The 15,069-nt window shown below is 35.3% G+C and carries 11 protein-coding genes; 8 read left to right on the forward strand and 3 right to left on the reverse strand.

Features of this window, described 5'->3' with window-relative positions:
• Positions 1 to 18: 18 nt before the first annotated feature.
• A complete protein-coding gene (locus K0U91_RS01190; RefSeq protein WP_220180101.1) occupies positions 19 to 696 on the forward strand; it encodes a hypothetical protein in 678 nt (225 codons plus the stop codon).
• Between the two features lie 320 nt (positions 697 to 1,016).
• Here K0U91_RS01190 and K0U91_RS01195 read toward each other — a convergent pair whose 3' ends face one another.
• Both K0U91_RS01195 and K0U91_RS01200 read right to left on the reverse strand, forming a co-directional pair.
• Positions 1,017 to 1,628: an alpha-ketoglutarate-dependent dioxygenase AlkB family protein gene (locus K0U91_RS01195; RefSeq protein WP_220180102.1), complete on the reverse strand. Its 612-nt coding sequence runs from the start codon at positions 1,626 to 1,628 to the stop codon at positions 1,017 to 1,019.
• Between the two features lie 122 nt (positions 1,629 to 1,750).
• Complete coding sequence (locus K0U91_RS01200; RefSeq protein WP_220180103.1) at positions 1,751 to 2,515, reverse strand: XRE family transcriptional regulator; 765 nt, start codon at positions 2,513 to 2,515, stop codon at positions 1,751 to 1,753.
• Between the two features lie 61 nt (positions 2,516 to 2,576).
• Between K0U91_RS01200 and dinB the strand changes: the two genes are divergently transcribed.
• The 5 genes from dinB to K0U91_RS01225 all read left to right on the forward strand — a co-directional run bounded on the left by dinB (position 2,577) and on the right by K0U91_RS01225 (position 11,386).
• A complete protein-coding gene (gene dinB / locus K0U91_RS01205; RefSeq protein ID WP_220180104.1) occupies positions 2,577 to 3,719 on the forward strand; it encodes a DNA polymerase IV in 1,143 nt (380 codons plus the stop codon).
• A gap of 9 nt (positions 3,720 to 3,728) precedes the next feature.
• On the forward strand, positions 3,729 to 6,782 hold the full coding sequence (locus K0U91_RS01210; protein WP_220180105.1) for a DNA polymerase III subunit alpha: 3,054 nt from the start codon (positions 3,729 to 3,731) through the stop codon (positions 6,780 to 6,782).
• 33 nt (positions 6,783 to 6,815) lie between these two features.
• Entirely contained in the window at positions 6,816 to 7,091 is a 276-nt protein-coding gene (locus K0U91_RS01215; protein ID WP_220180106.1) for a hypothetical protein, read from the forward strand.
• A gap of 149 nt (positions 7,092 to 7,240) precedes the next feature.
• Positions 7,241 to 11,149, forward strand: coding sequence for a P-loop NTPase (locus tag K0U91_RS01220; protein ID WP_220180107.1), 3,909 nt, complete (start codon positions 7,241 to 7,243; stop codon positions 11,147 to 11,149).
• Positions 11,150 to 11,206: 57 nt separating this feature from the next.
• Positions 11,207 to 11,386, forward strand: coding sequence for a hypothetical protein (locus tag K0U91_RS01225; protein ID WP_220180108.1), 180 nt, complete (start codon positions 11,207 to 11,209; stop codon positions 11,384 to 11,386).
• 256 nt (positions 11,387 to 11,642) lie between these two features.
• On the opposite strand, the gene K0U91_RS01230 is transcribed toward K0U91_RS01225, so the two are convergent.
• Complete coding sequence (locus K0U91_RS01230) at positions 11,643 to 11,939, reverse strand: HipA domain-containing protein (protein ID WP_220180109.1); 297 nt, start codon at positions 11,937 to 11,939, stop codon at positions 11,643 to 11,645.
• Between the two features lie 561 nt (positions 11,940 to 12,500).
• Between K0U91_RS01230 and K0U91_RS01235 the strand changes: the two genes are divergently transcribed.
• Positions 12,501 to 13,613 (forward strand): porin, encoded by a 1,113-nt coding sequence (locus K0U91_RS01235; RefSeq protein WP_408912595.1) that lies wholly within the window; start codon positions 12,501 to 12,503, stop codon positions 13,611 to 13,613.
• A 17-nt stretch (positions 13,614 to 13,630) separates the two neighbouring features.
• Positions 13,631 to 15,061, forward strand: coding sequence for an anion permease (locus K0U91_RS01240; protein ID WP_220180111.1), 1,431 nt, complete (start codon positions 13,631 to 13,633; stop codon positions 15,059 to 15,061).
• Positions 15,062 to 15,069 lie beyond the last annotated feature (8 nt).

The following is a 15,069-nucleotide window of genomic DNA, read 5'->3' on the forward strand; positions in this document are numbered from 1 at the left end:
AGCTGAAATCTTTGGAAAATGACTGTACAAGAAGTAAAAAACATAGTTGATAAAATTGAGAATATAGATTCGTCAGATGAAAATGCTTACGAAAAAATTATTTTAGCATTAATGGAAATCAAACATTTTCCAGTATTGCTTTATGATATTCCAGCAGGCTCAATATTATTTAGAAGCAGGACGAATAGTGAAGATGATTTTTTCCAGACGATTGATGAAATTTCATTAACCCCGAATCAATTCATTCTGTCTTTTGGACGTTGTAATCGTCCCTTTCAGTCGAAATTCTACGCTTCAGAAAACCGCCCGACTTCGTTTATGGAATTAGTTGAATATTGGTCAAAAGGTAAGAAACCTGGCGACTCTGTATATGTCACAATTGGCTGCTGGCACTTGATTAACGATTTAAGAACTATCGTTATTACGACCCCAGATGCAGAAAATAGAGTAAATGAATACGATAAAAGAAATGGTGAAATTTTAGATAAATTTATTGAAGACTCTGCATCAGAAATTAGAGAAGCAAGTAAAGAAGTTTATAGATTCTTTTTTGACAAATTCCGTAAACCTTCAAAAGATGATCTTAAAAACTATCTAATTACAAGTGCAATAACAAATCTTAGTTTATCACTTACTGAAGGAAAAGCTTCTGGAATAACCTATCCAAGTGTCCCATTTGGTGGTCAAGGAGAATAACTTCGCAATCAATAGAGATTTTGTTAAGAAGGAAAATATGACTTTAATAAAGGTTATTAGAAACAAACTTAATATTACTCTTAATGAGCTTAATAAGTTCACATTTCAGGAATCAGAATTAATTGAGGCTATCAAAATTGATGGCGCAAAAAATGAAATTTCTTGGCCAAGTTAGGTTTAAACTAATCACTGCTGACCAAAATGGCTGGATTTTCTTGTTTGAACTCTAATTATCATGAAGTATTCTTTCTTTAGCTAGAAAGAATTCGGTTCACTTTTATGGGCAGCTATTTATTAAGAAAATCCACAGCTTTTTTTAACTAAAGTTCACTCACCAATCGAAAAGTCAAATTAATACGTTCATTCATATGCAAATTGGATTTAGCGACACGATGTTCCCAGTGCTCCTGCAAATCACCTTTCATCATTAACAAAGATCCATGTGGAAGCGGAATACTGTGTCTGCTTTGATGATGGTTTAGTTTTCTAAAGTCAAATTTTCGGGTCTGCCCGAGACTTAGAGATGCAATGACCGGTCTATCTCCGTATCTGCTTTCCTTGTCTCGGTGCCATGCTACAGAATCATTATTATCACGATATAGATTAAGTAATACTGAATTAAATTCATGACCAAAAACTTCTTCAATTTTGTTCTTTAAAGAAAGCAATTCAGGCGTCCATGCATTCACCTCGAATTCACTTCCTCCTAATTTGTATGATCTCTCACTATCACCATACCATGCGGTCAAACGTGGAGTTAATACTTTTTTATCATACATCGTCTGAGTTCTCTGTTTCCAAGGAGTATTTTCCAAAAGTTGAGAAAAAAGCCGATCTGATTCTTCTGAAGTTAGAAAATGTTCTCTGAACTCTAAAAGATCCTTTGGGAAATCATAAAATTCTTCTGCGCTAAATAAACTGAGTTGACCCATTGTCCTATTAACCTTTTTTATTATCTTTACACTATCCCACAATGGGAATTTTTTTTCATCATTTGTGTTTTAAGCTTTCCTAACAGGAAAGCTTTTTTGATATATACTATAAAATAAATTCTCTACTGAATATTTTTGTTAGAACTTCTGATCTCTGATCGAAGCTCCTCAAACATACTTCTGATTTCCTGGTATTCTAAGTTTTCAATTTTCAATTCCTGAGTATTGATGCTGCATGCAAACTCCCATATTTCATAGACTTCAGACCATTTGATTTCGTAGGGTTCATAAAAAGAATTGTCAGAACTCACGAAACTACCAGAATCATTTTGCTTGGAATATCTCTTATAAACGATACCGTCTTTGGTGATAAAAATGTAGGTCTTTCCTTTTTTCAGATCCTTTTTATCTTCAACATATTTTCCAACGATATACGTTCCGTCATTGTAAGGTGGCATCGAATCACCATCCGCAGGAAAAGCCCGGAACTTTCCATTTCGGAGGAATGGAAGCGACAAATGCTGAAGCCCCTCCACAAATTCAGGATCATTATAACCACTTAGATATCCCATACTTGCTTTTTGAGGAACAATTTCAATCCGGTTTTCTCCGGTATGATCTACTTTCATCGGAAGCAATATTCTGTTGTTCGGTAGGTTGACAATATCCTCCAAAGGATACTTTCGCAAATCCACAGTCAGCAGCAAATCAATGCTCACTTTATAGTATTTGGAAAGTTTCACCAGCAGTTCAATCGGTGGTTCCGATCTTCCGTCCTCATAAGTAGCATACCTTCCGCGCGTGATTGAAATTTCATCACCAACTTTCTGTTGGGATGCTTTCATTTTGTCTCTTAAAAACCTGATGTTTTCTGAAAAAATTGACATTGCTATAAATTATAGCAACAAATATACGAAATTTTGCAATAAAACGTAATAATTTTACACCATGGAAAGAGCGATAGTGCATATGGATTTGGATACGTTTTTTGTCTCCTGTGAACGGTTAAAAAACTCCGAACTTGAGAAAAAGCCTGTGATCATAGGAGGTGGAGACCGTGGTGTGGTAGCATCCTGCTCTTATGAAACAAGGTTTTTCGGCGTACGAAGTGCCATGCCTATCAAAATGGCATTAAGATTATGTCCTGAAGCACGAGTTATCAAGGGAGATATGGATATGTACTCCAAAATGTCACATATGGTCACAGATGTGATTCAGGAAAAAGTACCTGTTTTGGAAAAAGCAAGCATCGATGAATTTTATCTGGATTTGTCAGGAATGGATAAATTCTTCGGATGTTACCAGTGGACGAATGAAATCGTCGATGCGGTCACCAAAAATACCGGCTTACCGATAAGCTTTGCTTTATCAACCAATAAGACCGTAGCGAAAATCGGCACCGGAGAATCAAAACCAACCGGCAGATTTGAAATTCAGGAACAGAATATCAAACCTTTTTTAAATCCTCTTTCGGTCAAAAAAATTCCTATGGTCGGTAATGTAACCTTTCAGCTTTTATCAAGACTTGGGGTAAGAACCATTCAGACTTTATCAGAAACACCCATTGAAGTTTTACATCAACTCATCGGTAAAAACGGAAGCGAACTTTGGAAAAAAGCCAATGGAATCGATGATACTCCGATCGTTCCGTACTCTGAAAGAAAATCAATTTCCACAGAAAATACTTTTTCTCAGGATACGATTGATGTTCAGAATCTGAAAAGCATCTTATCAGGAATGGTTGAGCAATTGGCTTTCCAATTGCGTCAGGAAAAATGGCTGACTTCAACGATCTCGGTTAAGATCAGGTATTCCAATTTTGATACTGAGACCAGGCAGTGTAGAATTCCTTATACCTCAGCAGACCATACTTTGCTCAAATATGTATTGGAACTCTTTAAAAAAGTGTACACCCGAAGAATGCGAATACGACTCATAGGCGTAAAATTCACAGGACTGGTTCATGGATGTCATCAGATGGATCTTTTTGAAGATACCGAAGAACTGATTTCTTTATATCAAACCATGGATAAAATCAAAAACCGGTTTGGAACCGGGAGTGTGGGCAGAGCGTCCGGACTCTTAAGATAATTAAAGATTATGTTTCTCAACTGTCACTCTTTTCACAGCCTTCGATACGGAACCATTTCTCTTCAGGATCTGGTTCAGCAGGCTGTCGATCATCAAATAAAAACTTTAGCGCTAACGGATATCAACACTATCACAGGAATTTACGATTTTTTCAAGCTATGCAATGACCATGACATTAAACCTATTGTAGGAATGGAAATCAGAGTCGAAAGTGAACTCTATTTTATCTGTCTGGCTAAAAACCAAAAAAGTGTCGGGGAGATTAACCGCTTATTGACCGCTTACAATTGTGACGGAAGTGAAATTCCAAAACATAATCCAAGCCTTGAAAATACCATTGTCATTTATCCCTTACATAACATTCCTGAAGTTTTGCAGGAACACGAGTATATTGGAATCAGACCCGAAGAATTGAACCATCTCGTAAAGCCTGATTTCAAAAAGCTGATAGATAAAATGGTCATCTTACAGCCTGTCACATTCACAACCAAACTGGATTATAATCTCCACAAAATCTTAAGAGCGATTGACAATAACACGCTCATCAGCAAATTGACTGATAACGATAATTGCAGAGACACCGAAACATTTGTCAATAAAAAAGATCTGTTGGATCAATACCGCCATTATCCACAAATCATACAGAATACAGCGGATATTATTGATCAGTGTAGTTTTGATTATGATTTTTCAACTCCTAAAAACAAGCAGTATTTCACAGACAGCCGGGAGAATGATTTTAAGCTGTTGACCCAACTTGCTTACGAAGGTTTGGAAACGAGATATGGAAACGATCATCCCGAAGCTAAGGCCAGAGTTGAAAAAGAACTGGGAGTGATCGACCAATTAAAATTCAGCGGTTACTTTTTGATCACCTGGGATATTATTCAATACAGCAACAGGATGGGATTTATGCATGTGGGAAGAGGAAGCGGTGCCAACTCCATTGTCAGTTACTGTTTGGGAATTACAGACATCTGCCCTTTGGAACTGGATCTTTATTTCGAAAGATTCCTGAACCTCAATAGGAAAACCCCACCTGATTTTGATATTGACTGGAGCTGGCAGACTAGAGATACCATCCTTGAATATATTTTTACTAAATATGGTAAAGAGCATGTTGCATTTTGCGGAACCAATGTAGAATTTAAGTACCGGTCCATTTTCAGGGAGGTTGGAAAAGCATTTGGCTTACCGAAGGAGGAATTGGATGTTTTGGCGACCAAACCGATGAATGAGCATGATAACAATTCCGTTTTTAAATTGGTGCACAAATACGGGAAGCTTTTGGAAAAGTTTCCGAATCAGAGAAGCATGCACTCCTGCGGAATTTTAATTTCAGAGGAACCTATCACGAATTTCACAGCATTGGAAATGCCACCAAAAGGTTTTCCGATCGTCCAGTTCGATATGCATACGGCTGAAGATATCGGATTTGAAAAATTTGATATTCTATCCCAACGAGGACTCGGTACGATAAAAGATACCGTAGAACTCATCAAAGAAAAAAGAGGGATTACGGTGAACATTAAGGATACCACGATTTCAAAAAATGAAGAGAAATGCAATAGTTACCTCAGTATTGGAAAAACCATCGGCTGTTTTTATATTGAGAGTCCCGCGATGCGGGGATTGCTCCGACGATTAAAATGTGAAGACTATAAAACACTGGTGGCAGCATCATCCATTATCCGTCCGGGAGTTGCGCAAAGTGGAATGATGAAGGAATATATTTTCCGACATAATAATCCGACAAAGTTCGAATACTTTCACGATGTATTTAAAGAAGAGCTGGGTGAAACCTATGGGATCATGGTGTATCAGGAAGATGTTATCAAAATTGCCTTGCATTTCGGAGGATTGTCAGCAGCAGACGGTGATGTTTTAAGAAGAGCGATGAGTGGAAAAGGAAGATCACTATCCGCATTGCAGAAAGTCAAAGACCATTTCTTTGAATCCTGTAGAGAATTGGGACATCCTGAACAATTGTCAAAAGAAGTCTATCGTCAGATTGAATCTTTTGCAGGATATTCCTTCTGTAAGGCGCACTCGGCGTCTTATGCGGTAGAAAGTTACCAGAGTTTGTATCTGAAAGTATACTACCCTATTGAGTTTATGGTGTGTGCCATTAACAATGGAGGTGGATTTTACAGGACTGAGGTATATGTCCATGAAGCGAAAATGTCAGGGGCAGCGATCAAGAATCCATGTGTCAACCTCAGCGAGTATCAGACGACCGTATATGGGACTGATGTTTATTTAGGTTTAATGCATATAGAGAAAGTAGAAGGAAAAATCGCTATGATGATTCCCGAAGAAAGAAGAAATAACGGGGAATATACGTCGCTGGAAAACTTTGTCAAAAGAATACCGATTGGAATTGAAACCCTGCAGATTCTTATTTTTATAGGAGCGTTTAGGTTTACCGGAAAACAGAAACATGAGCTTCTGATTCAGGCAAGATTTCTTTTTGGGAATGATCAGTCAGCATTTAGACATCCCACCTTACTGGATGAACCACAAAGAGAATATAAGCTTCCGTCCATTATCAGAAATCCTTTTGAAGATGCTTTTGATGAAATTGAGATCTTAGGATTTTCTGTATCATACAGTCCTTTTGATCTGTTGCAGACCAAGTATCGAGGCAGTGTAATGGCTAAAGACTTAGTTAAGTATCATAAAAAGCAGATCAAAATGCTCGCTTACCTTATTTCTAGGAAACATGTCCCTACGAAAAGAGGAGCCATGTTTTTCGGAACCTGGATCGACGCAGAGGGAGAGTATTTTGACACTGCACATTTCCCGAACTGCCTTGAAGATTATCCTTTTCAGGGTGGAGGCTGCTATCTATTACTAGGAACCGTTGAAGTGGATTTTCATTTTCCAACGATCACCATTCATAAAATGGCCAAAATGCCCTTTATTCCTGATCCCAGGTATTCGATGGACAAAGAAAAATCTTTAGAAGCAGCCAGAACACTGCATGAAGATGTCAGCATGACACAGAGAAAACCTTATCCGCAGGAACATGAAATCGGATTGCCAAGGCAGAAAATGATCTAAAATAAATACTTACTAAAAACAATAATCTCTTACATGAAACTCAAAGCTACCATCGTTGATGAAACAAGTCTTGATCACAATTCTGTCATCGTTAGTTTCGAGGGTGACAAAAACAAAAAGCATTTTGAGATCAAATGTTCTTTCAATCCTTATGTCCACAAAATGAGGAAGTGGGACAGCTGGGAACTGACGATTACATGGGATAGCGAAATTTATAAAGATGAGAAGACTGGTGAGAAATCATATTTTACCCATCTTCTTTGTGATAAGGCTATAGAGATTAATTCTCCTTATGGTAAGAAGGATTAAAATTTAGACCGCAATTAAAATAAACTTAATCATTTTAACATTTGGTGAAATTTTTAAAAGATAAAATAAAAAATATGGTTTCCCATTAAACTATAAGAAGATAATATTTTATTTTTGTGAATACACCTTCTGGTGACTGATACCCTAAAATGAAAACACAATACAACCTGCCAACCCTAAATAAGATCACTGAAGAATTAGATAACTTAATTGTAAAGAGAACTGGAGGAGCCATTAATTTTCGTGGAATGCACTTTCAGATTCTCTACTCCTCGTATTTAATACTCAAAGAACTTGATCAAAACTCTGATGAAAAATCTATCAGAATGGAAGGAATTGAAGATATTGACTTAAGTACTTCTCAAAACATTTTAATAGACAACGAATATATTCAGGTAAAATCTTCAATTAATAAAATGGATGCCGGTAGTTTTTGGAACTTGGGAGTTCTTCAAAATTTTGCAGAAACCTATATGATAAATCCTGAAAGTCAATTTAAATTGGTGTATAACATGGAAATTTCGAAAGGAAATCTACATGATCTTATTCACAATAGGGATATATCTGAATTTTGGATAACTAAATTACAAACACTAAATAAGAATATAATATACGAGGACTTTTTGCTGAGAATATCTTACGAGCACAAAACCTCTAATGATCTTTTTAATGAAATTCTAGTACTATTATTTAAAAATTGGCAAATAAATAAGGGAACAGAATTTCAATTCTTAAGATCTTTATTTTACAATGTATTTATATGGTCACAAAACAGATCAACTGTAACCAATAATGATATTAATATTCTTTTTCAAGATATAAAAGATTCTTATTCTAAGGCTGCTGTAAACAGTGCTGTGCAAAATAATTGGATTTCAAAAGTCTCTTATGCTATAATGGGAAACTATAGTTCTCATGACTTTTACGATGGGAAAGCTGCAAGACCTGTACATATAGGTTTAGGATTGCCTGTACAGCGAAGAATATGGCAGAAAACAATATATGAAAGTTTAATAAATGCAGATGTTACTGTCATTAAGTCTTCTAGTGGTCAGGGAAAATCTACTCTAGCATGGCAAACAGGTTTAAACTTGCAAGAAAAAAACAATTATACAATATACGAACTTCGTAATTGTGCTAATGTGAATGAGGCTGACTCAGTAGCAGAATTTCTGCTGACAAGAGTAATAATTGGCGAGAAACCTCTGTTAGTTATTGACGGTCTAAATAGTTTAGTTGAATCTTGGTTTGAAATTGTCACTAGAACCAGGGATTATCCAGTTAAGTATCTTCTTACAGCAAGGCAAGAAGATTGGTACAGGTTCGGGGCTGATCTTTCACAGGTAAAATTAATGATTGTTGATATATCATTGTCAATGAGCGAAGCAGGAGCTATTTTTGAAGAATTTAAAAGAAAACAAAAAATTCATCTTGACATCAGCAAATGGCAACCGGTATGGGAGCAGGTTCGTCAAAAAGGATTGTTAATAGAATACACCTACTTACTTACAAGAGGTGAAATGATTCAAGAAAGACTTTCTGCACAATTAAAATATTTATCCAATTCTAAATCTTCAGGGGCAAAGTTGGAGATGCTAAGAATGATTTCACTTGCAGATTGTCTAAACATAAGGTTAAAAACCATAAATTTAATAAATTACATCAAAGCTGAGATAGGTTTCGATCAGGACAGAGGTGAATTATTGAATGAGCTTGAAAAGGAATATTTTTTAAATTTCGGAGGTGATTTTGTTGAAGGATTGCATCCGGTACGATCTCAGCACCTGAACGATTTATTACATAAAAACTTACCTATAGAAGATTCTCTTAGAAATCTTTTTAAAATTATAACTGACGAGTACAAGCAGCATTTCTTCAGTAATATACCTATACTTGTAACGGAACAAAATAAAGCTTCATTATATAATACATTGGCAGATGCAATTTCTGAAGATTCCTTTGATAATATAGTGCTCGCTTTAGATGGTATTATGCATGCTGAGCCAAAAAGATATTGGGATGAAAACAAGTTAAAATTTGATGAAGCATACAAATCAGGTGGTATAGATCTATTCGCCATAACTTCTACCCCATTTACAGAGCTTAATACTTTAACTGATATGGCAGAAATATTAGGAGATCAGGGGGGTAATTTTAGAAATCTTGCTACATTAAAAGATGAATTATCTAACTTCCAATTTGAAAATTCAGATGTAATTATTTTTGCGAAAGCACTCAATTCAAATTTGCAGAAGCGACTACTTTCCATCGATTCATATAAGGGTTTAGGATTTTTAATAAAATGGTATAATTCTTTACAATTACCCTTAAGCCTTCCGCTAATTAAACCTGAAATTGACGAACTTACTAAAATGGATTTCCAGGAGGCAAAAGAATTTATGTTGTTTTTTCAACTTAGCAATCCACTTCCATATAAAGATTTTATTGAAGAAAATATAGATAAAATTAAAAGCTATCTAAAAGTTAATACAGATTCTTTAAATATAGAAGAGAAGGATAATGAAATACACATAGAATATCTTTTAGAAGATAAGAATGCAAAGCTGGCAAACAATTTAAGTGTTTCAAAAATTGACGACATACATTGCTTTTTACCATTTTACAAAAAATATTGTACCGAAGCTTTAATGTTACCTTTCCCATCCGAAGAAATGATTTCAATGGTTAAGCAAGATTCAATTAAAAGATTAAGTCCAGAAATAATTGGTAATTCTTTTGAAATTCATCTTAATCAGATTTGGAATAGCGAAATAAGCAAAATATATCAAGAATCATCTTCATATCATTGGCAGGAAAAGATCCTAGGTATTCGAAAAGTAGCATTAGAATGGTCAAAAAGCATAACACGTATTATTGATGCATTGCTTGAAGGAAATGAAAAGAAAAAGAAAACATATATAGAAGAATTAGATAGAAATAGAACACTTTTAAATAATTCAATTATTAGCAGGAAAAAATATCCTCGCTTTGATAATTACAGTGAGCAAGAAATTGTAGTTATTGATGAGAAAGAGATTAATTTATGGATTTCATCACTTATAAATATTAATAATCAAATCTATAAGATTTTCATTCCTGATGTTGAACATGAGAGAAATCTTGCTCTAATAAATTTTAAAAGTATTTACTTCAATCTTCAAAATATGCAAAATGCATTCAGAGTTATAGAGAAAAAGTCAGTGGCTTATTTTGATTCTGAGAATATTTGTGCAGAAGAAAATAAACATTACGATAGATTATATGCCACTATTTTATATTACTTATCTCAAATTCCGTTAGAAAATAAAACGGTTGTTTCAGTTGGCAGAAAGGCTGTCGAAGAGTGGTGGTTACATGCCAAGAGCGCAACAATAGATGATCTTAACTTGTCCTTAAAAATTATTGAACGGACTTCTGATTATAAATTTGTATATCCTGAAAAAATAACCGAAACTCCTACCTTAACATACCTGACAGTTGGAATCTTGGATTTTGACTTTTCAGACACAACCAATTTTCAGCACTTGTTATTTAATTTGGGACTTTTACGAGATATCCACTACGATTTCATTACTATCATTAATGTAAAAGATAATATAGCATTGAACGGTTTTAGACTAAAAAAAGACTTGATCAATGTTCTTGACAATTTGATTGATGGTACAGAGGATATTGACATGACTTATTTAGCGCCGCTACCAATTGCCGTTGACGAAGAAACAATTAAGAATTTACCTGGAATTTATCTTTCAGAAAAATCTATAAATAATGACCTAGATAAAAAGTTTGAAATTTTAATTGATCTCTGGAAGCTGTCAGAATGTAGAAATTATTTAAATATAGATTCCGCTATCGAAATGGCATGGTTAAAAAAACTTCAATTAGATTCAAAAATTAAATCAAAACTTAGTACAATTAAAGCTCCTTCAAACCGTTTTTCAGATTTTGTTCTTAATGGGCTAGAACCAAATTGTATCTATTCGAAGGAAGATATTACTGTAGAGATATACGAACAAATTGCAATACACAGTGTCTCAAGCGAAAACAAAGATATTTGAAAAATATCTCGTCTATAACCATTGCATCTTATAGATTTTTAATATTAAATTTGAGTTATGAAAAAATTTATTCCTGAATTTAATGATAAAACAATTGATAAAATAAAGCTACTTATACCCGAACCCTACTGGGCAGTTGGAGATAATTTGTCTTTTAATCTGTCAAAAGATATATTACCTGAAGAAGGAAGGTTTGAATTTTTTTTTTATCAAAACAGCTTCCCTTGTTTATCATAGTGAATTTGGTGAAGTAGATATCAATAAACTGTTCACCTCAGATGACAAAAATAATAAAAGGATTTCACGAATTATTTATCACTGGGAAAATGGACAATACCTTGATCCTCCTAAAATACATCTAAAGCCAAATACTAAGATTATTCATTTTGAAGATGGAAGACATAGAGCCAAATTAGCATATATCTTAGGTTTTGATCAAATTCCAGTAGCACTTCATGTCGATGACATTGAAAATATCAGATCAATTATAAAGTTAGATTAATTTGAATATTAATATCATGTCTAATCTAAGATGATAATCTGTATTTGATATACAAATATTGAAAATAATCCTTCTCCATAATTCTTTTAGATTATTGTCTTTATCCACCCGTGAGTTTTCTATGAAACCAACTATATCTAGGTAGCTCGCCTGTTCTGATCTGGACACCTCTTCATTTTTACCGGTCATTGTCATTGCTGAGGAGAAGTGGATTCGACCAGTACCAACTCTATCAAACAGTTTAGTGAAAACTGTTTGATAATTACTGCTTAGAGACTGCACATGCATAGAAAAGATTGATTTACTATAAATAAGTCTTTATGCAAGCTCACTTAAATAACATGCTAAGTTTTTCCATTACGGTGCGCTAATAATTCCTTTTCTTGTCTAAGAAGGCTTATGGCTATTAAATTTTCTATAGGAGATCCTTCTCCAATCACCTCTCAAGCGAAGATGAAATTCTGACAATTTCTATCATATGTGATATTTGCAATAAGTATGTAAAAATTTACAACGGTAGATATTTTCAATGAACCAACTTTACGACATACAAATATCTGAAGAGAAGGATGATGAAAAACTCCGAATTAGGATTGAAATAAAAAGATTTTATTTCAATCCTAATTCGGAGTTAATGGGAAAAATAACGAGTAAGAATACAATCAAAGTAATGCAATCACAAATTGTACATATATCTGATTTTCACAATAGTTATCACAGTAAACTAATATTTAAGAAATAAAATTTAATCTGCTCAATAGAGCGAATCCTTTAAAACAAGATATGTTTTATAAAATATATAAAATGAGTGACTTTTCATTGCTAAAAAAATACACGTTGCTTAGTTTAATGTTAATCAGCATCTTGTCAACTGCGCAAATACGGGATTCTACACAAATCAAAAAGGTGGAAGATGGTATTAAATATCCTCAACTTCAGATCAAAGGTCTTTTTCAGGCACGTTATCTGGTTGGTATGAATAAAGATGTTGATGTAAATGGTCTTCATCACGCTGACGGATCAGGAACCAGCAACAATTTTATGGTTAAATACATGAGGGTTCAGGTGCGTGCCCAGATCAGCAAACGTACGGAAGTGGTGGTCCTTGCTAACCTTGCTGATTTTAAAAATGATCCGAAATCCAGAGTTCTGGAAAATGCATATCTAAAATATACTTTCAATAAGAAATTAGCGATTACTGTCGGACAGTACAGACCTTGGTTCGGTATTGAAGAAACGTATCCTATTGATATTATTAAGTCACTGGATTGGTCAAACCAATATACAGAATTCGGTAAATTAGGATGGACAAGTTTTCAAATTGGATTGTCTGCAACCGGACAGCTTGAAATAGGTGAAATTCCTTTTCAGTATGCAGTGTCAATTGTCAATGGAAACGGGAAAAATCAAGTGAGTGACAACGATAACGGAAAGCAGTATTCTACTCGATTGGTTTTTGGTCTTTCTAAAAAATACAGTATTAATCTTGGTATAAATGGTGGTATAGGCGAAGTTCTCAGCAAAAAGATCTATGCTGTAGGAATTGATGTAAGTTCTCTCGTACATTTTGATTCAAAATGGAGTCTGGATATGCAGCTTGAAGCTAAACAGGCAACGAACCATCTTCTTTATTTTGCTGTTGCTCCTGAACAGAGGACAGGAAGTCCGGATCAATACCTGATTCGTGGCGCTTACTTTCTCCCGAACTTAAGATATGAGGTCAATCACAGGAATCTGAGTGCCTTTGAATTATCTTGTCGTTATGAATATCTGGATACCAACTTTAGATCAAACTCAAATCCCAGACAAACCATTACACCCATGTTTGGCCTCGAATTTTTGAAAAATTATGGAGCTAGAATTCAGCTAGGGGTGCAGTTCGACCGGTATAAAAACAGCATAGCCAATACAACGCAATATAACAACAATCTATTTATTATTCAGGTACAAAGTAGATTTTAAACATTAAAAAAACTATTATGAAAGAAATAAACTTTAAAGGCTTAGCAATTACGTTTGCTGTTGCTCTGATTCTATGGTTTATTCCGGCACCTGAAGGAGTAACAGAAAATGCCTGGCATCTGTTCGCTATTTTTGCAGCGACTATATTGGGAATCATACTAAAAGCTGCTCCTATGGGAACTATGTGCATGATGGCTCTTGGAGTAACCGCACTCAGTCAGGTTCTAGCACCGGGAGACGCGGGAAAATCAATCACAAAAGCACTTTCAGGTTTTGGAGATAAAGTAATCTGGCTTATTGGTATTTCATTCTTTATTGCGAGAGGGTTTATCAAAACCGGGTTAGGGAACAGAATAGCTTTTTTATTCATAAGAATATTTGGGAAAAGTTCTTTAGGTTTGGCGTATGGATTAGGTCTGGCAGACGTTTGTTTGGCACCTGCTATTCCCAGTAATACCGCTAGAGGTGGTGGGATTATCTTTCCGATTATGAAATCTATGGCGATGAGTTTCGATTCCGTACCTGAAAAACCTGAAACGCACAGAAAGCTCGGTTCCTTCCTAACATTAAACAGTTATTACATGAATCTGATTGCCTCGTCTATGTTCTTAACAGGAACAGCGAGTAACCCCATGTGTCAGAAGTTTGCCGCAGGATTTGGAATTAACATCAGCTGGATGTCATGGGCAGCTGCAGGTTTCTTGCCGGGATTGGTTGCATTCTTGGTAGTGCCTCTGGTTTTATATAAATTATATCCGCCTGAACTAAAGAAAACCGATGGTGCTCCTCAAATGGCTGCACAAAAATTAAAAGAAATGGGACCCATTTCCAAGAATGAATGGCTGATGTTATTGGCATTCTTTATTTTACTGGGTCTGTGGATTTTTGGCAGTGCATTATCGATCGATGCCACAACAACAGCTTTTATTGGTTTAACTTTACTCCTGCTGACTTCTGTATTAACCTGGGAGGATGTAAAATCCGAAAAAGGGGCATGGGATACCATTGTATGGTTTGCGGTACTGGTCATGATGGCAAGTTCATTGAATGAACTTGGTTTTATTGGATGGTTCAGTGATCTCATTAAAGTTAAAATTGGTGACATGACCTGGACCGTTGCCTTTCCTGTGATTATCTTGGTCTATTTCTTCAGTCACTATATTTTTGCAAGTGCGACCGCCCATGTTGCCGCTATGTATGCAGCTCTACTGGGGGTTGGTATTGCAGTTGGAATTCCTCCGATGTTACTGGCAATGATGCTGGGTTTTCTAGGTTCTATTTTTGGAGTACTGACGCACTACGGTCATGGTCCGGCTCCGGTATTTTTCGGAAGCGGATATGTTGACTTGAAATCTTGGTGGATTCACGGATTGGAAATAGGGATCGTACTGCTGATTATCTATATGGGAGTCGGTGGACTTTGGATGAAAATCTTGGGATATTATTAATCAGTAAA

Source organism: Chryseobacterium sp. LJ668 (assembly GCF_019613955.1).
Taxonomy (GTDB): domain Bacteria; phylum Bacteroidota; class Bacteroidia; order Flavobacteriales; family Weeksellaceae; genus Chryseobacterium.